The 16,378-nt window shown below is 64.1% G+C and carries 14 protein-coding genes; 7 read left to right on the forward strand and 7 right to left on the reverse strand.

Features of this window, described 5'->3' with window-relative positions:
* Window positions 1-87 precede the first annotated feature (87 nt).
* The 5 genes from purT to C8K66_RS07345 all read right to left on the reverse strand — a co-directional run bounded on the left by purT (window position 88) and on the right by C8K66_RS07345 (window position 3,343).
* The gene (gene purT / locus C8K66_RS07325; RefSeq protein WP_026139924.1) at window positions 88-1,269 is read right to left on the reverse strand and encodes a formate-dependent phosphoribosylglycinamide formyltransferase; all 1,182 of its coding nucleotides are present in this window, start codon (window positions 1,267-1,269) and stop codon (window positions 88-90) included.
* A gap of 69 nt (window positions 1,270-1,338) precedes the next feature.
* Complete coding sequence (locus tag C8K66_RS07330; RefSeq protein ID WP_017846141.1) at window positions 1,339-1,806, reverse strand: VUT family protein; 468 nt, start codon at window positions 1,804-1,806, stop codon at window positions 1,339-1,341.
* A 162-nt stretch (window positions 1,807-1,968) separates the two neighbouring features.
* Window positions 1,969-2,184 carry a DUF1289 domain-containing protein gene (locus tag C8K66_RS07335; RefSeq protein ID WP_017846142.1) on the reverse strand — a complete coding sequence of 72 codons (216 nt, stop codon included), beginning with the start codon at window positions 2,182-2,184 and terminating at the stop codon, window positions 1,969-1,971.
* Window positions 2,181-2,705, reverse strand: coding sequence for a gamma carbonic anhydrase family protein (locus C8K66_RS07340; protein WP_017846143.1), 525 nt, complete (start codon window positions 2,703-2,705; stop codon window positions 2,181-2,183). The genes C8K66_RS07335 and C8K66_RS07340 overlap by 4 nt, the downstream gene beginning before the upstream one ends.
* Window positions 2,706-2,740: 35 nt before the next feature.
* On the reverse strand, window positions 2,741-3,343 hold the full coding sequence (locus C8K66_RS07345) for a CoA pyrophosphatase (protein WP_017846144.1): 603 nt from the start codon (window positions 3,341-3,343) through the stop codon (window positions 2,741-2,743).
* A 146-nt stretch (window positions 3,344-3,489) separates the two neighbouring features.
* On the opposite strand from C8K66_RS07345, the gene C8K66_RS07350 reads away from it, so the two are divergent.
* The 7 genes from C8K66_RS07350 (at window position 3,490) to nagE (ending at window position 11,984) form a co-directional block, all read left to right on the forward strand.
* Complete coding sequence (locus C8K66_RS07350) at window positions 3,490-4,038, forward strand: NUDIX hydrolase (protein ID WP_017846145.1); 549 nt, start codon at window positions 3,490-3,492, stop codon at window positions 4,036-4,038.
* A gap of 37 nt (window positions 4,039-4,075) precedes the next feature.
* Entirely contained in the window at window positions 4,076-4,579 is a 504-nt protein-coding gene (locus C8K66_RS07355) for a murein L,D-transpeptidase family protein (protein WP_017846146.1), read from the forward strand.
* A 262-nt stretch (window positions 4,580-4,841) separates the two neighbouring features.
* Window positions 4,842-5,573, forward strand: coding sequence for a GntR family transcriptional regulator (locus C8K66_RS07360; RefSeq protein ID WP_017846147.1), 732 nt, complete (start codon window positions 4,842-4,844; stop codon window positions 5,571-5,573).
* A 36-nt stretch (window positions 5,574-5,609) separates the two neighbouring features.
* Window positions 5,610-6,716: an N-acetylglucosamine-6-phosphate deacetylase gene (gene nagA / locus C8K66_RS07365; RefSeq protein WP_104904516.1), complete on the forward strand. Its 1,107-nt coding sequence runs from the start codon at window positions 5,610-5,612 to the stop codon at window positions 6,714-6,716.
* Window positions 6,709-7,719 (forward strand): SIS domain-containing protein, encoded by a 1,011-nt coding sequence (locus C8K66_RS07370; RefSeq protein ID WP_371928134.1) that lies wholly within the window; start codon window positions 6,709-6,711, stop codon window positions 7,717-7,719. Before nagA ends, C8K66_RS07370 begins: the two co-directional genes overlap by 8 nt.
* Window positions 7,720-7,755: 36 nt before the next feature.
* On the forward strand, window positions 7,756-10,266 hold the full coding sequence (gene ptsP, locus C8K66_RS07375; protein WP_108524505.1) for a phosphoenolpyruvate--protein phosphotransferase: 2,511 nt from the start codon (window positions 7,756-7,758) through the stop codon (window positions 10,264-10,266).
* Window positions 10,267-10,292: 26 nt separating this feature from the next.
* Window positions 10,293-11,984 (forward strand): N-acetylglucosamine-specific PTS transporter subunit IIBC, encoded by a 1,692-nt coding sequence (gene nagE, locus C8K66_RS07380; RefSeq protein WP_057004571.1) that lies wholly within the window; start codon window positions 10,293-10,295, stop codon window positions 11,982-11,984.
* Window positions 11,985-12,165: 181 nt separating this feature from the next.
* On the opposite strand, the gene C8K66_RS07385 is transcribed toward nagE, so the two are convergent.
* On the reverse strand, window positions 12,166-12,477 hold the full coding sequence (locus tag C8K66_RS07385; protein WP_017846152.1) for an NIF3 1: 312 nt from the start codon (window positions 12,475-12,477) through the stop codon (window positions 12,166-12,168).
* 4 nt (window positions 12,478-12,481) lie between these two features.
* Window positions 12,482-16,378, reverse strand: a complete 3,897-nt coding sequence (purL, locus tag C8K66_RS07390) for a phosphoribosylformylglycinamidine synthase (protein ID WP_017846153.1) — start codon at window positions 16,376-16,378, stop codon at window positions 12,482-12,484.

Raw genomic sequence — 16,378 nt, forward strand, 5'->3', positions numbered from 1 at the left:
CGCCCCTCCCACATTTTGACCGCATTCCTACAGATTAAACGCGGTTAAGTGTGGGAGGGGGCTTGCCCCCGATAGGCACGACGCGGTTTAGAGCTCTACAACAACCGCCTGAGCGGCACGGGTCGCCTTGGCGCGAGCCGCTTCAATCGACTCATCCCGCGCCAACGCCACGCCCATGCGGCGCTGGCCGTTGACTTCCGGCTTACCGAACAGACGCAACGCCGTGTCCGGCTCGCTCAGGGCCGCGCCGAGGTTGGCAAAAGCGGTCTGGGTCGATTGCCCTTCCACCAGGATCACCGCCGATGCCGAAGGCCCGAACTGACGGATCAATGGGATCGGCAGGCCCAGGATGGCGCGCGCGTGCAGGGCGAACTGCGACAGGTCCTGGGAAATCAAGGTGACCAGGCCGGTGTCATGCGGGCGTGGCGACACTTCGCTGAACCACACCTGATCGCCCTTGATGAACAACTCCACGCCAAACAGGCCGCGGCCGCCCAGGGATTCCGTGACGGCCTTGGCCACGCGCTCGGATTCCGCCAGGGCAATCGGGCTCATGGCCTGAGGCTGCCAGGATTCCTGGTAATCGCCTTTCTCCTGACGGTGGCCGACCGGCGCACAGAAGGTCGTGCCGCCGATGTGGCGCACGGTCAGCAGGGTGATTTCGTAGTCGAAGTCGATAAAGCCTTCGATGATCACCCGACCCTTGCCGGCACGCCCGCCTTCCTGAGCGTAATCCCAGGCTTTCTGCACGTCGTCGGCACTGCGCAGCAGGCTCTGGCCCTTGCCCGACGAACTCATCACCGGCTTGACCACACACGGGAAGCCCAGGTCTTGCACGGCCTTGCTGTAGTCTTCGAAGGTATCGGCGAAGTGGTACGGCGAGGTCGGCAGGTCCAGCTCTTCGGCGGCCAGGCGCCGGATGCCTTCGCGGTTCATGGTCAGCGACGCGGCGCGCGCGGTCGGGATCACGGTAAAGCCTTCGGCCTCCAGCTCCACCAGGGTGGCGGTGGCGATGGCTTCGATTTCCGGCACGATGAAGTGCGGTTTTTCCGCCTCGATCACCGCACGCAGGGCCGCGCCGTCGAGCATGTTGATCACATGGCTGCGATGAGCCACCTGCATCGCCGGCGCGTTGGCGTAGCGATCCACGGCAATCACTTCAACGCCCAGGCGTTGCAGTTCGATTACCACTTCCTTGCCCAGCTCACCGCAGCCACACAGCAAAACGCGGGTCGCGGTTGGCGACAATGGAGTTCCGATTCGGGTCATCTCAGGTCCTCAGGGGAGCGGATCATGGGGAGAAAGGCCGGCATTTTACATGAACTGCACAGATTGGCTTCAGTTGGCGACGGCACGTTTGCGGATACGCCAGGCCATGATCAGCCAGACCGCGGTGACCCCGGCGAATTTCGACGCCAGCGCGGTGCCCACCACGGCAGGCGTAAGCGCGCCGATCAAGCCGAAAAAGATAAAGGTATCGAGGGGAATGCTCAGCGCCGAACTTATCCACAGGCGATCGTGGAGCGGGCGCTTGGTGATGCTGAACACCAGCCAGTCAATGCACTCGGACACCGCGAACGCAGTGGCGCTGGCCAGCGCGATGGACGGGTCGGAGGTGATATACGACAGCGCCAGCGCCGCCAGCATGGCAAGGATCGCGCCGTGGCCGAAGCGGGTTTGCACCATGTCGCGCAGGATAAACACCAGGCCGCCCCAGGCGGACCAGATCACATCCAGGTGCGGCGCGGTGGAGAAGGCGAAGTTGATCAGCACGACGCTGCTGATGTAGGCGATCAGGAAGAGCATGGGGGGATGGACCTGTGGGTAATGCCGCACAGGGTACACAATTACAGGGATGTCGTCTGGGATGGCGCCATCGGGGGCAAGCCCCCTCCCACATTCGACCGCGTTTAATCTGTAGGAACGCGGTCAAAATGTGGGAGGGGGCTTGCCCCCGATAGCGATGGTTCAGCCAGCGGATTTACCGGACGCCATAAACACCAACCCACCCGCCAGCGCCCGCTCATGACACAACCCCAGCACCACCCGACGCTCGGCGTTGTCCATGCGGCTCCAACGCGTGATTTCTTCCACGGTACGCTGGCAGCCGGTGCAAATGTCGTCGTCATCCAGCGCGCAAATGCTCACGCACGGCGAGGCGACGGGGCGCTCTGGCGGCTTCATTCTTCCTGCTCGACCAGATCCCGCGCATAACGCTGGGCGTTATGCACATAGTGCGCAGCGCTGGCCTCGAGCATCTTCTTCTGCGCGTCAGTCAATTCGCGCACGACTTTGCCCGGCGAGCCCATGACCAGGGAGCCATCGGGAATCTCCTTACCTTCGCCGATCAGCGAATTGGCGCCGATGATGCAGTGCTTGCCGATCTTCGCGCCGTTGAGGATCACCGCGTTGATGCCGATCAGGCTGTAGTCGCCGACGGTGCAGCCATGCAGCATGGCGTTATGGCCGATGGTCACGCCGGTGCCCAGGGTCAGCGGGTAACCCATGTCGGTGTGCATCACGCTGCCGTCCTGCACATTGCTGTTCTTGCCGATCAGGATCAGTTCGTTGTCGCCACGCAACACCGCGTTGAACCAGACATTGGCGCCCTCCTCCAGCTTGACCTTGCCCACCAGCGTGGCATTCGGCGCCACCCAGCTGTGTGGGTGCGTCTCAACGCGGGCGTCGCCCAGGCGGTATTTCATGATATGTCCTCACGACTGGCCATTTAAACGATGGCTTATAGATGGATGAAGCTCTTGGGCGGCTGGTGCAGGCTGATGTTGGCATCGTCATAGAGCAAATTGATCAGCTCGACGATCATGATTGCCGTCAGCCCCCAGATCTTGTATTCGCCGAACCGATAGCTCGGCACGTACCAACTGCGGCCCTGGTAATCGATGCGGTGCGTATGTTCGCGCGGGTCCTGGCGGAAAAACTCCAGGGGCACGCTGAAGACGGCGGCGATTTCGGCGTCGTTGGCCAGGTAGTCGACGTAGTCCGGGATGACGCCAACGTAGGGCGTGACCCGAATGCCATGCAGGGAAATCAGCGGGCTCAACGGGCCGATTACCTCGACCAGGCCAGGCGGCAGGCCGATTTCTTCTTCGGCTTCGCGCAGGGCGGTGAAGATCAGGTCCGGGTCTTCGGGGTCGCGACGCCCGCCGGGAAAGGCCACTTCGCCACCATGGGTCGACAGGCCGCTGGCGCGCAGGGTCAGGATCAGCTCAGGTTCGTCACTGCGGGTAATCGGCACCAGCACGGCGGCCTCGGGGAAACGCCCGTCGGTCTCAAGCCGTTGCGGTGTGTGATTGCTTACCCGGCGAAGTAGCTCGTCCAGCATGAGTCATCTCGGTCTGTTGGCTACTTTGCATCATGCACCAAAGCGCGCGGGCGCCCAACCCCAAAACCGAAGGGCTGTCGCGAAACGACAACTTGCAGGGCCCTGCCGCCCACGCCAAGATAGGCAGACTTTCCAGGAACCCCAGCATGAATTTCTGCAGCCAGTGCGGTAAACCGGTCACCCAACGCATTCCCGAAGGCGACGCACGCCTGCGTTTTGTATGCGATCACTGTCATACCATTCACTACCAGAACCCCAATATCGTCGCCGGCACCGTGCCGGTGTGGGGCGATCAAGTGTTGTTGTGTCGCCGCGCCATCGAGCCCCGCCTGGGTTACTGGACCCTGCCCGCCGGTTTCATGGAGAACGGCGAGACCGTGGAACAGGCCGCCATGCGCGAGACCATGGAAGAAGCCTGCGCCCATGTACGCAACCTGAGCCTCTACACCCTGATCGACGTGCCGCATATCAGCCAGGTGCATGTGTTCTACCGCGCCGAGCTGATTGACCTCAACTTCGCCGCTGGCCCCGAAAGCCTGGAAGTGCGACTGTTCGACGAGGCCGATATCCCTTGGTCCGAGCTGGCTTTCCGCACAGTCGGGCGTACCTTAGAATACTTCTTCGCCGACCGTCGCCTACGGTCGTTCCCGGTGCGCAACGAAGCTGTGCCGCCGCTGTCCCAGCCCGCCCAATAACAAACCGGCAGATCGTCGTCCAAGGGAAATCGTTTTAATGCGTTGGTTGCTTGCTTTGCTCTGCCTGTCGTTCGCCACGTTGTCCTCAGCCACCACCCTGGAAACCCTGGGCGGCAAAACGGTCGAGAAAATTCTGGTCCTCAAGTCCGCCCATCAGTTGCAGCTGATCAACGACGGCAAACCCCTCAAGACCTACCGTATCTCCCTGGGCAAAAATCCCAAGGGCACCAAGCTGATCGAGGGCGACCGTCGCACGCCGGAAGGCTTGTATTGGATCGACTGGCGCAAAACCAGCGACCGCTACAACCTGTCCATGCACATCTCCTACCCCAATATCAGCGATTCGGCCCGTGCCCGCCGCCAAGGCGTGAACCCCGGCAGCATGATCATGATCCACGGCACGCCCGACACCGCGGAGTACCCGGAGCAGTGGTTTCACACCCTGGACTGGACCGACGGCTGCATCGGCATGCGTAACGTCGACATGCGCGAAGTCTGGAACCTGGTCAAGGACGGCACCCTGGTCGAGATCCGCCCGTAACCTTCGCCCCTCGGTCAATTAACTAAAAAAAGTTTCCTGCCCTCGACAGCGCCTGCCGGTGAATACCAATTCACCCCGCAGGCTGCGCAGCTCTGCGCGCCTTAAAGACCTCTCTAATACCACTTGATACCAGACACCGTTAATGCGCCCTGAAACCAGGAGCCGAAGCGTTTTGGCAGCATTGACATGGTATTTAAGTGGTATTAGTTTCCGACCAATACCGGGCGACAACACACTAATAACCGCATCGGAAACCTGACAGATGAACCCCATCCTGACGCTGCGTCCCGACGACAAGCAATCCACGCCGCTGTACCTGCAACTGGCCCGCAACCTGGAAGCGGCGATCCACGCCGGCCAATGGAAATCTGAACAGGCCCTGCCGTCGGAACGCGCCCTCAGCGAGCAGTTGAGCATCTCGCGCGTCACCGCCCGCAAGGCGCTGGAAGTCTTGTTTGCCCAAGGCCTGATCCGTCGCAGCCAAGGCTCCGGCACCTTTATCACGCCACGCCTGGAACAACCGCTGTCGCGCCTGTCGGGCTTCAGCGAGATGCTGCGACTCAAGGGGTTTGTGCCCAGCTCCCAGTGGCTGGAACGCGACATCAGCGCGCCGACCCACGAAGAGCTGATCCGCCTGGGCCTGTCGCCGACCGACAAAGTGGCGCGGCTCAAGCGCCTGCGCAAGGCGGACGACACGGTGATGGCCATCGAAATGACCACCATGCCCGCCGCGGTGCTGCCGCACCCGCAAGCCATCGGCCAGTCTCTCTACGAGTACCTCGAAGGCATCGGCAAACCCATCGTGCGCGCCCTGCAGCATATCCAGGCGATCAACGCCTCAGACGAGTTCGCCGCGCTGGTCGGCATCGCCCCCGGCACCGCCATGCTGTTGATGACCCGTGTCGGCTACACCGCCGACAACACCCCGATCGAAATCACCGACACCTACTGCCGCAACGACTACTACGACTTTGTCGCCGAGCTGCGTCGATAGGCCTTTGCCGCGCACTGCGGCCTTAGAGAACTGCCCATGTCCGAAGACAATATCCTCACACCCCATGGCTGGATTCGCGGCCGCCTGGTGCATGAACACGGCAAGGTGATCGCCATTGAAGGCGCACCTTGCGACCCGGCCGACAACGACCTGCCCTACCTGCTGCCGGGTTTTATCGACCTGCACGTCCACGGCGGTGGCGGCAAAGACATCATGGAAGGTGCCGACGCCTTCGAAACCATCACCCGCACCCACGTGCGCTTTGGCACCACGTCGCTGCTGGCCACCACCATGACCGCGCCGGCGGATGAAATCTCCAGCGTGCTCGGCCAGCTCGGCAGCTTCTGCGCGCAGCGCCCGAGCGGCAGCGCCCGGGTCCTCGGCGTACACCTGGAAGGGCCCTACATCAATCCGGGCAAACTCGGCGCGCAACCCAACTTCGCCCACACCGCATTGATGGAAGAAGTGGAAGCCTACCTGCGCCTGGCGCCGATCCGGGTGATCACCATCGCCCCGGAAATCGCCGGGCATGACCGCCTGATCCGCGCCCTCAGTACACGCGGCGTGCGTATGCAGATCGGCCACACCCTGGGCAGCTATGAAGAAGGCGTCGCCGCCCTCGCCGCCGGCGCCACCAGCTTCACGCATTTGTATAACGCCATGAGCCCGCTGCATCACCGCGAGCCCGGCATCGTCGGCGCGGCGCTGGCCCACGCGCAGTACGCGGAATTGATCCCGGATTTGCTCCACGTACACCCCGGCGCCATGCGCGTAGCCCTGCGCGCGATCCCATGCCTGTACTGCGTCACCGATTCCACCGCCGCCGCCGGCATGCCCGACGGCGAATACAAGCTGGGCAGCCACACCGTGACCAAATGCCTGGGCGGCGTGCGCCTGGCCGACGGCACCCTGGCTGGCAGCACCCTGACCATGGATCAGGCGCTGCGCAACCTGGTGAAGATCGGCCTGCCCATCAGCGAAGCCTCACAACGCCTGTCGCAATTTCCGGCGGACTACCTGGGCCTGGAACAACGCGGCCGCCTGCAACCCGGCAGCTTTGCCGACTGCGTGCGCCTGGACCGCTCCCTGCACCTCACCGACGTCATGGTCGAAGGAGAAACCATTGTCTTCAAAAATGCTTGAAGAGGCCCTCGCCTCCAGCGACGCGGTCGCGGCGCAGCTGCAACGCCTGGCCCCGCGCCTGCAAGACATCGCCGAGCACCTGCGCCGTCAGCCGCCGCACGTGGCGATGACTGTCGCTCGCGGCAGTTCCGACCACGCCGCGAGCTACTTCGCCTACCTGGCCATGCAGCACGTGGGCATTCCGGTGGCGTCGTTGCCGATGTCGGTGGTGACCCTGCTGCACGCGCCGTTGAAGGTCAGCGGCCAGGTCGCGTTCGGCTTCTCTCAGTCGGGCCAGAGCCCGGACCTGGTCGACAGCCTGCGCCTGCTGCGCCAACGCGGCGCCTTGAGCATCTCGCTGGTGAATGCCGAAGACTCGCCCCTGGAAGCCGCCTGCGAATTCCACGTGCCGCTGTGCGCCGGGCCGGAACTCAGCGTGGCCGCGACCAAGAGCTTTATCGCGACCCTCAGCGCCAGCGCGCTGTTGATCGGCCACTGGAACCAGGAAACCGACCTGCTGCACGCCTGCCGTGCGTTGCCCGATGGCCTGCGCGAGGCGGCCAAACAGGATTGGACGAACGCCATCGACGCCCTGCGCGACTGCCAGCAGTTGATGGTCATCGGCCGAGGCGCCGGTTTTGCCATCGCCCAGGAAGCCGCGCTCAAGCTCAAGGAAACCTCGGCGATCCAGGCCGAAGCCTTCAGCAGCGCCGAGGTGCGTCATGGGCCGATGGCCTTGATCGACGACAACTACCCGCTGCTGATATTCGCCCCACGCGGTGCCGAGCAAGCCGGCCTGTTGAGCCTGGCCGCCGATATGCGCCAACGCGGCGCCCGCGTGTTGCTGGCCGCGCCGGACGATATCGCCGAACGCGACCTGCCGCTGAGCCGCGCCGAACACCCGAGCCTGGACCCGATCCTGGCCATCCAGAGTTTCTATGTCATGGCCGCCGGCCTGGCGCTCGCCCGTGGCATGAACCCGGACCAGCCGCGCCACCTGAGCAAAGTGACCCGCACCCACTGAGTGGCGTGCCGCGATTTCCTGATGAGTACCGTGCCCATGTCCAACAACAATAATGCATTGACCCTCGGCGCCCCCCTCAGCGGGCCGGTGCTGGCCCTGGGCAACGTCCCCGACGAAGTATTCGCCAGCGGCGCCATGGGTGACGGCCTGGCCATCGATCCGCTGAACGATAGCCTGTACGCACCGTGCGACGGCGAGATCATCCATGTCGCGCGCACCGGGCATGCGCTGACGCTTCGCGCGCAGAACGGCGCCGAGCTGTTGATGCATGTGGGCATCGACACCGTAGAGTTGAACGGCGAAGGGTTCGCCCTGCTGGTGAAGAACGGTGCGCAGGTGAGCAAGGGCCAGGCGCTGATACAGTTCGATCTGGACCGGATTGCGCGCCAGTGCAAAAGCCTGGTCAGCCTGATCATTCTCACCAACAGCGAGCGCTTCGAACTGACACCGCTGCCGCTGCGCTCAGTCAAACACGGTGAACCGCTGGCGCGCGTGGCGCTGCGTTCCGGCGCCGCGCTGCAAACCGCTGTGGATAACTCCGTCGCGCAAGCCAGCGCCAACGTGCGGATCACCCATCGCGGCGGCTTGCATGCGCGTCCGGCGGCATTGATCCGCAAGACCGCACAAGCGTTCAGCAGCCAGACGCAGTTGCATTTCGCCGGCAAGTCGGCGGCGTGCGACAGCTTGATCGGCCTGATGGGGCTGGGCATCGGTGAGGGCGATGAGGTGCGTGTCACCTGTCGCGGCAAGGATTGTGCGGCGGCGTTACAGGCGCTGGTCGCCGCGCTGTCTGTCGCCATCGGCGAAGAACCTCACACGCCGATGGCGGCCGCTCCACGCCGCGCGAACACCGAGGTCGGTGTGTTGCAAGGTGTCTGTGCGGCACCGGGCCTGGTGTGCGGGCCGCTGTTCCGCCTGAGCACGATCGAGTTGCCGGCCGATACCGGCAACCACTGCGCCGACGAACAGTTGCAACGGCTGGACGCGGCCCTTGAGCAAGTGCGCGGCGAAATCCGCACCACCCTGGACCTCGCCCGCCAACGCCGAAATGCCGAAGAAGAAGACATCTTCGCCGCCCACCTCGCCTTGCTGGAAGACCCCGCCCTGCTGGACACCGCCACCCGCGCCATCGAGCACGGCAGCGCCGCGACCCACGCCTGGCGCGATGCGATCCAGGCGCAATGCGCGGTGTTGCTGGGCCTGGGCAAGCCGTTGCTGGCCGAGCGCTCCAACGACCTGCGCGACCTGCAACAACGGGTGCTGCGCGTGCTGCTCGGCGAAGCGTGGCACGTCGAGTTGCCTGCCGGGGCGATTGTCAGCGCCCACGAGCTGACGCCGTCGGACCTGCTCCAACTGAGCGCGCAACACGCCGCCGGCCTTTGCATGGCCGAGGGCGGCGCCACCTCCCATGTCGCGATCCTGGCCCGCGGGAAAGGCTTGCCGTGCGTGGTGGCATTGGGCGCCGAAGTGCTCGATGTGCCCCAAGGCCAACGCGTGGTGCTCGACGCGGCCAACGGTCGCCTGGAGCTGACACCGAGCGCGACGCGCCACGCCGAAGTCGAGCGGATTCGCGAAACACAGAACCTGCGTCGCCAGGAACAACAGACCCAGGCCCGACTGCCAGCGAACACCCGCGATGGCATGACCATCGAAGTCGCCGCCAATGTCGCCTCCAGCGCCGAGGCCCAGGTGGCGTTTGAAAACGGCGCCGATGGCATCGGCCTGCTGCGCACCGAGTTCCTCTTCGTCGACCGCCGCACCGCGCCGGATGAACAGGAACAGCGCCAGGCCTATCAAGCCGTGCTGGATGCGATGGGCGACAAGTCGGTGATCATCCGCACCATCGACGTGGGCGGCGACAAACAGCTCGACTACCTGCCGCTGCCGGTCGAGGCCAACCCGGTGCTGGGCCTGCGCGGCATTCGCCTGGCCCAGGTGCGCCCCGACGTGCTCGACCAGCAACTGCGCGCACTGCTGCAAGTCAGCCCGCTGGTGCGCTGCCGCATCCTGCTGCCGATGGTCAGCGAAGTCGACGAACTGCTGCAGATCCGCCAACGCCTGGATGAACTGTGCGCCGAGCTGCAACTGACCCAACGCCCGGAACTGGGGGTGATGATCGAAGTGCCCGCCGCCGCGCTGATGGCCGAACAACTGGCCAGGCATGCCGACTTCCTGTCCATCGGCACCAATGACCTGTCCCAGTACACCCTGGCCATGGACCGCGACCACGCCGGCCTCGCCGCGCGGGTCGATGCGCTGCACCCGGCGCTGCTGCGGCTGATCGCCCAGACCTGCACGGGTGCGGCCAAACACGGGCGTTGGGTCGGCGTGTGCGGCGCCTTGGCATCCGACCCGCTGGCGACGCCGGTGTTGGTCGGGCTGGGGGTCAGCGAGCTGTCGGTCAGCCCGCCGCAGATCGGCGAAATCAAGGACCGCGTCCGCCATCTGGACGCGGCGCAATGCCGGCAACTGAGCCTGGGCCTGCTCGACCTGAGCAGCGCCAAGGCGGTACGCCAAGCCTGTCAACACCACTGGCCGCTGAGCTGACAACAACAAGAAAAGGGAGACACGCCATGTACCAACACCTTATCGAAGGCCTGCAACGCCTGGGCCGTGCGCTGATGCTGCCGATCGCGATCCTGCCGATCGCCGGCCTGCTGTTGCGCCTGGGCGACACCGACCTGCTCAACATCGCGGTGATGCACGACGCCGGGCAGGCGATCTTCGCCAACCTTGCGCTGATCTTCGCCATCGGCATCGCCGTGGGCTTTGCCCGCGACAATAACGGCACGGCCGGTTTGGCCGGGGCCATCGGTTACCTCGTGATGATCTCGACGCTCAAGGTGATGGACTCGACCATCAACATGGGCATGCTTGCCGGGATCGCCAGCGGCCTGATGGCGGGCGGGCTGTATAACCGCTTCAAGGACATCAAGCTGCCGGAGTACCTGGCGTTCTTCGGCGGGCGGCGATTCGTGCCGATTGTCACCGGGTTCAGCGCGGTCGGCCTGGGCGTGATCTTTGGCCTGATCTGGCCGCCGATCCAGCACGGCATCAACAGCTTCGGCGTGTTGCTGATGGAAAGCGGCAGCCTGGGGGCCTTCGTGTTTGGCGTGTTCAACCGCCTGCTGATCGTCACCGGCCTGCACCATATCCTCAACAACATGGCGTGGTTCGTGTTCGGCAGCTTTACCGACCCGGTGACCGGCGCGGTGGTGACCGGCGACCTGACCCGCTACTTCGCTGGCGACCCGAAAGGTGGCCAGTTCATGACCGGCATGTTCCCGGTGATGCTGTTCGGCCTGCCCGCCGCGTGCCTGGCGATGTACCGCAACGCCCTGCCGGAACGACGCAAAGTGATGGGCGGGATTTTCCTGTCGATGGCGCTGACCTCGTTCCTGACCGGCGTGACCGAGCCGATCGAATTCGCCTTCATGTTCCTCGCGCCGTTCCTGTACCTGCTGCACGCGCTGCTGACCGGGCTGTCGATGGCGGTCACCAACCTGCTGGATATCCACCTCGGATTTACTTTTTCCGGCGGCTTTATCGACATGGTGCTGGGTTGGGGCAAGTCCACCAACGGTTGGCTGGTCGTACCGGTCGGCCTGGCTTATGCGGCGATTTACTACAGCGTGTTCAGCTACTGCATCCGCCGCTTCAACCTGAAGACACCGGGCCGCGAAGATATCCCGGTGGCGCAGGCCGAAGCGATGAGCGATAACCAGCGCGCCACGGCTTACATCCACGCGCTGGGAGGGGCGGACAACCTGCTCAGCGTGGGGGCTTGCACCACGCGCCTGCGCCTGGACATGGTCGACCGCAACAAAGCGGTGGATGCACAGTTGAAAGCCCTCGGCGCGATGGCCGTGGTGCGGCCGGGCAACGGCGGCAGTTTGCAGGTGGTGGTCGGGCCGATGGCCGACAGCATTGCCGATGAGATTCGCCTGGCGATGCCAGCGTTTGTGGCCGGCGCGCCGGTGGATAAACCGGTCGCGGTCAATGTGCAGGAAGCCGAGCAATGGTTGAGTGCATTGGGCGGCCGGGGGAATGTGCGCCAGCTGGAAGCGGTGGCGATGACCCGGTTGCGGGTGGAGCTGGGGGATGATTCGGTGGTGTCCGAGGCTCAACTGACGGCGCTTGGTTGCCAAGGCATCAGCCAACTTGATAGCGGTGTTTGGCACCTGCTGATTGGTGACAAGGCCTCGGGTTTGGGTGAGGTATTGGAGCGACTGGTCAGCGGCCATGAGGTCGGCGCCAGGGTTTAAGAGAGGTAGTGGTTGTTCTGGCCTCATCGCGGGCAAGCCCCCTCCCACATTTGCCCGAGTTCCAACGCTGGAATGCGGGTAAATGTGGGAGCGGGCTTGCCCGCGATGAGGCCCTTACAGCCAACAAAAAACCCACTGACCAAACTGGCCCAGCGGGTTTCTCGTTCATGCAATCAACGAATCAGAAATCCGCCAACCGCCACACCTCATACGCCGGTGTCTCATAGGGATGGCTCAGCTTCAACGCAGCCACAACAGCCACGATCAGCTCATCCGCCACCACCAGCTCAACCTTCCACTCTTCAACCACTTCAACCTGGCCGACTTGCCCGAGAAACGGCTGGCTGCCGTCCAACGCGCGGAATTGGCCCTGGCCCAGCACTTGCCAGGCGCAGCTGTCGTAGTCGCCGATGCGCCCGCCGCCGGCTGCGAAGACGGCGGCTTTCACCGCCTCCACATGGCTGCCGGGCACGAAGAAGCTGAGCTTGTACACCGCCTTAGTTCACCCACACGCGCGCGTTGCGGAACATCCGCATCCACGCGCCGTCTTCGTTCCACTCTTCCGGGCGCCACGAGTTCTGCACGGCGCGGAATACACGCTCCGGGTGCGGCATCATGATGGTGACGCGACCGTCGCGGCTGGTAAGGCCGGTGATCCCGCGCGGCGAACCGTTCGGGTTGGCCGGGTAGCTTTCGGTGACCTTGCCGTGGTTGTCGACGAAACGCATGGCGACGCAACCGGATACATCGGCTTCGAGCAAGGCTTCTTCGCTGGCGAACTCGGCATGGCCTTCACCGTGGGCGATGGCGATTGGCATACGCGAACCGGCCATGCCTTGCAGGAAGATCGAGTTGGACTCCTGCACCTGCACCATGGCGACACGGGCTTCGAACTGCTCGGAACGGTTACGCACGAAGTGCGGCCAGAACTCGCTGCCCGGGATCAGTTCGTGGAGGTTGGACATCATCTGGCAACCGTTGCACACACCCAGGGTGAAGCTGTCGTTGCGTTCGAAGAAGCCCTGGAACGCGTCGCGGGCACGGCTGTTGAACAGGGCCGACTTGGCCCAGCCTTCACCGGCACCCAGCACGTCGCCGTAGGAGAAACCGCCGCAGGCCACCAGGCCTTTGAACTCGTTGAGGTCGACGCGACCGGCGAGGATGTCGCTCATGTGTACGTCGATCGCATTGAAGCCGGCGCGGTCGAACGCGGCCGCCATTTCCACCTGGCCGTTGACGCCCTGCTCGCGCAGTACGGCAACCTGTGGGCGAATGCCTTTCTTGATGTACGGCGCGGCGATGTCCTGGTTGACGTCGAAGCTGAGCTTGGTGCTCAGGCCCGGGTTGTCTTCTTCCAGGATCACGTCGAATTCCTGCTCGGCGCAGTCGGCGTTATCGCGCAGGCGCTGGATCTGGTAGCTGGTCTCGGCCCACTGGCGCTGCAGCAGACGGCGCTGGCCTTCGAACACGGTGTCGCCGTTGAAGACGATGTCGATCTGACCGTTGTTGATCGGCTGGCCGATCACGGCCACGCAATCGCCCAGGCCGGCGGCGCTGAACTGTGCCAATACGTTTGGCGTCGCGTCCTGGCGCACCTGGATCACCGCACCCAGCTCTTCGTTGAACAGGATGCCGTTGAGTTCAGAGGCGTCCTCGGCAACGCTGTCGAGCACCAGGTTCAAGCCGCAGTGACCGGCGAAGGCCATCTCGACCACGCTGGTCAACAGACCACCGTCGGACCGGTCGTGGTAGGCCAGCAGGTGGCCGTCGGCGTTGAGGCCCTGGATCACGGCGAAGAAGGCTTTCAGGTCTTCGGCGTCATCGACGTCCGGCGCGTGTTTGCCGAGCTTGCCATGGGTTTGCGCGAGGATCGAGGCGCCCATGCGGTTCTGGCCACGGCCCAGGTCGATCAGGATCAGATCGGTGGTGCCCTTGTCCATGCGCAGTTGCGGGGTCAGGGTCTGGCGGATGTCGGTGACCGGCGCGAAACCGGTGACGATCAACGACAGTGGCGAGGTGACGCTCTTGTCCACGCCTTCGTCGTTCCAGCGGGTGGCCATGGACATGGAGTCCTTGCCCACCGGAATGGTGATCCCCAGTTCAGGGCACAGCTCCATGCCGACAGCCTTGACGGTGTCGTACAGGCGCGCGTCTTCGCCGGGGTGACCGGCAGCGGACATCCAGTTGGCCGACAATTTGATGTCGGACAGCTTGCCGATACGGGACGCGGCGATGTTGGTGAGGGTTTCACCAATGGCCATGCGGCCCGACGCCGGAGCGTCCAACAGGGCCAGCGGCGTGCGTTCGCCCATGGCCATGGCTTCACCGGTGTAGACGTCGAAGCTGGTGGCGGTGACGGCAACGTCGGCCACCGGCACTTGCCATGGGCCGACCATTTGGTCACGGGCAACCAGGCCGGTGATGGTGCGGTCGCCGATGGTGATCAGGAAGCTTTTGCTCGCGACCGCCGGGTGGTGCAGCACGCGTTCGATGCTGTCGGCCAATTCCAGTGTGCTTGGGTCGAAGTCATCGCCCAGCTCGGTTTCACGTACCGCCGAGCGGTGCATGCGCGGGGCTTTGCCCAGCAGCACTTCGAGCGGCATGTCCACCGGGCTGTTGCCGAAGTGGCTGTCGGTGACCGTCAGTTGCGGCTCGGCAGTGGCTTCGCCGACCACGGCAAACGGGCAACGCTCGCGTTCGCAGATGGCCTGGAAGCGCGCGAAGTCTTCAGGACCGACGGCCAGGACGTAGCGTTCCTGGGACTCGTTGCTCCAGATTTCGTGCGGGGCCATGCCCGGCTCGTCGTTTGGAATGTTGCGCAGTTCGAAACGGCCGCCACGCTCGCCATCGTTGACCAGCTCCGGGAAGGCGTTGGACAAACCGCCGGCGCCGACGTCGTGGATGAAGCTGATCGGGTTCTTGTCACCCAACTGCCAGCAACGGTCGATGACTTCCTGGCAGCGACGCTCCATCTCTGGGTTTTCGCGCTGTACCGAAGCGAAGTCCAGGTCTGCCGAGCTGGTGCCGGTGGCCATGGAGGAAGCCGCGCCGCCGCCCAGGCCGATCAGCATCGCCGGGCCGCCGAGCACGATCAGCTTGGAGCCGACCAGGATCTCGCCTTTCTTGACGTGTTCTTCACGGATGTTGCCCATGCCGCCGGCCAACATGATCGGCTTGTGGTAACCGCGCACTTCGTCGCCACGCGGGGTGGTGATGGACTGTTCGAAGGTACGGAAATAACCGGTCAGCGCCGGACGGCCGAATTCGTTGTTGAACGCGGCGCCGCCCAGCGGGCCTTCGATCATGATGTCCAGCGCGGTGACGATGCGCTCCGGCTTGCCGTAGGGCACTTCCCACGGCTGTTCGAAGCCCGGGATCTGCAGGTTGGACACGGTAAAACCGGTCAGCCCGGCCTTGGGCTTGGCGCCACGGCCGGTGGCACCTTCGTCGCGGATCTCGCCGCCGGAACCGGTGGCTGCGCCCGGGAACGGGGCAATCGCGGTCGGGTGGTTGTGGGTCTCGACTTTCATCAGGATGTGTACCGGTTCCTGCACCGCGCCGTACTGGCGGGTTTCAGGGTCCGGGAAGAAACGGCCAGCGACGCTGCCGACGATGACCGAAGCGTTGTCCTTATAAGCCGACAGAACGCCTTCGCTGTGCATCACGTAGGTGTTCTTGATCATGCCGAACAGGCTTTTTTCCTGGCTTTCGCCGTCAATGTCCCAACTGGCGTTGAAGATCTTGTGACGGCAGTGCTCGGAGTTGGCCTGGGCGAACATCATCAGTTCGATGTCGTGCGGGTTGCGCTTCAAGCCGTTGAAGGCGTTGACCAGATAATCGATCTCGTCTTCGGCCAGGGCCAGGCCCAGCTCGGTGTTGGCCTTCGCGAGGGCGGCGCGGCCACCGCCGAGCACGTCAATCGCGGTCAGCGGCTTGGGCTCGGCGTGGCTGAACAGAGCACCGGCCTGTTCCAGCTGGCTGACGATGATCTGGGTCATGCGGTCGTGCAGGCTGCCGGCGATCAGCTCGGCTTCGGCCTCGCTGAACTGGCCCGCGACATAGAAGGCAATACCGCGTTCCAGGCGCTGGATTTTTTCCAGGCCGCAGTTGCGGGCGATATCGCTGGCCTTGCTCGACCAGGGCGAGATGGTGCCGAACCGCGGCAGAACCAGGAACAAGCGGCCAGTCGGCTCTTGAACGGGAACGCTTGGGCCGTACTTCAGAAGGCGTGCCAGCACTTGCTGTTCGTCGGCGGTCAAGACGCCGGTCACGTCGGCGAAATGAGCAAATTCAGCATACAGGCCTGTAACAGCTGGAACCTTCTGGCTCAGTTGCTCAAGGAGTTTGCTGTGGCGAAAGGCAGAAAGGGCAGGAGCGCCGCGCAGGATCAACAT

Source organism: Pseudomonas sp. GV105, assembly GCF_003058185.1.
Taxonomy (GTDB): Bacteria; Pseudomonadota; Gammaproteobacteria; order Pseudomonadales; family Pseudomonadaceae; genus Aquipseudomonas; species Aquipseudomonas veronii.

Coding starts and splice junctions, on each gene's coding strand:
- purT (WP_026139924.1), bottom strand. CDS start 1,269: ATGACCCGAATCGGAACTCCATTGTCGCCAACCGCGACCCGCGTTTTG.
- C8K66_RS07330 (WP_017846141.1), bottom strand. CDS start 1,806: ATGCTCTTCCTGATCGCCTACATCAGCAGCGTCGTGCTGATCAACTTC.
- C8K66_RS07335 (WP_017846142.1), bottom strand. CDS start 2,184: ATGAAGCCGCCAGAGCGCCCCGTCGCCTCGCCGTGCGTGAGCATTTGC.
- C8K66_RS07340 (WP_017846143.1), bottom strand. CDS start 2,705: ATGAAATACCGCCTGGGCGACGCCCGCGTTGAGACGCACCCACACAGC.
- C8K66_RS07345 (WP_017846144.1), bottom strand. CDS start 3,343: ATGCTGGACGAGCTACTTCGCCGGGTAAGCAATCACACACCGCAACGG.
- C8K66_RS07350 (WP_017846145.1), top strand. CDS start 3,490: ATGAATTTCTGCAGCCAGTGCGGTAAACCGGTCACCCAACGCATTCCC.
- C8K66_RS07355 (WP_017846146.1), top strand. CDS start 4,076: ATGCGTTGGTTGCTTGCTTTGCTCTGCCTGTCGTTCGCCACGTTGTCC.
- C8K66_RS07360 (WP_017846147.1), top strand. CDS start 4,842: ATGAACCCCATCCTGACGCTGCGTCCCGACGACAAGCAATCCACGCCG.
- nagA (WP_104904516.1), top strand. CDS start 5,610: ATGTCCGAAGACAATATCCTCACACCCCATGGCTGGATTCGCGGCCGC.
- C8K66_RS07370 (WP_371928134.1), top strand. CDS start 6,709: ATGCTTGAAGAGGCCCTCGCCTCCAGCGACGCGGTCGCGGCGCAGCTG.
- ptsP (WP_108524505.1), top strand. CDS start 7,756: ATGTCCAACAACAATAATGCATTGACCCTCGGCGCCCCCCTCAGCGGG.
- nagE (WP_057004571.1), top strand. CDS start 10,293: ATGTACCAACACCTTATCGAAGGCCTGCAACGCCTGGGCCGTGCGCTG.
- purL (WP_017846153.1), bottom strand. CDS start 16,378: ATGTTGATCCTGCGCGGCGCTCCTGCCCTTTCTGCCTTTCGCCACAGC.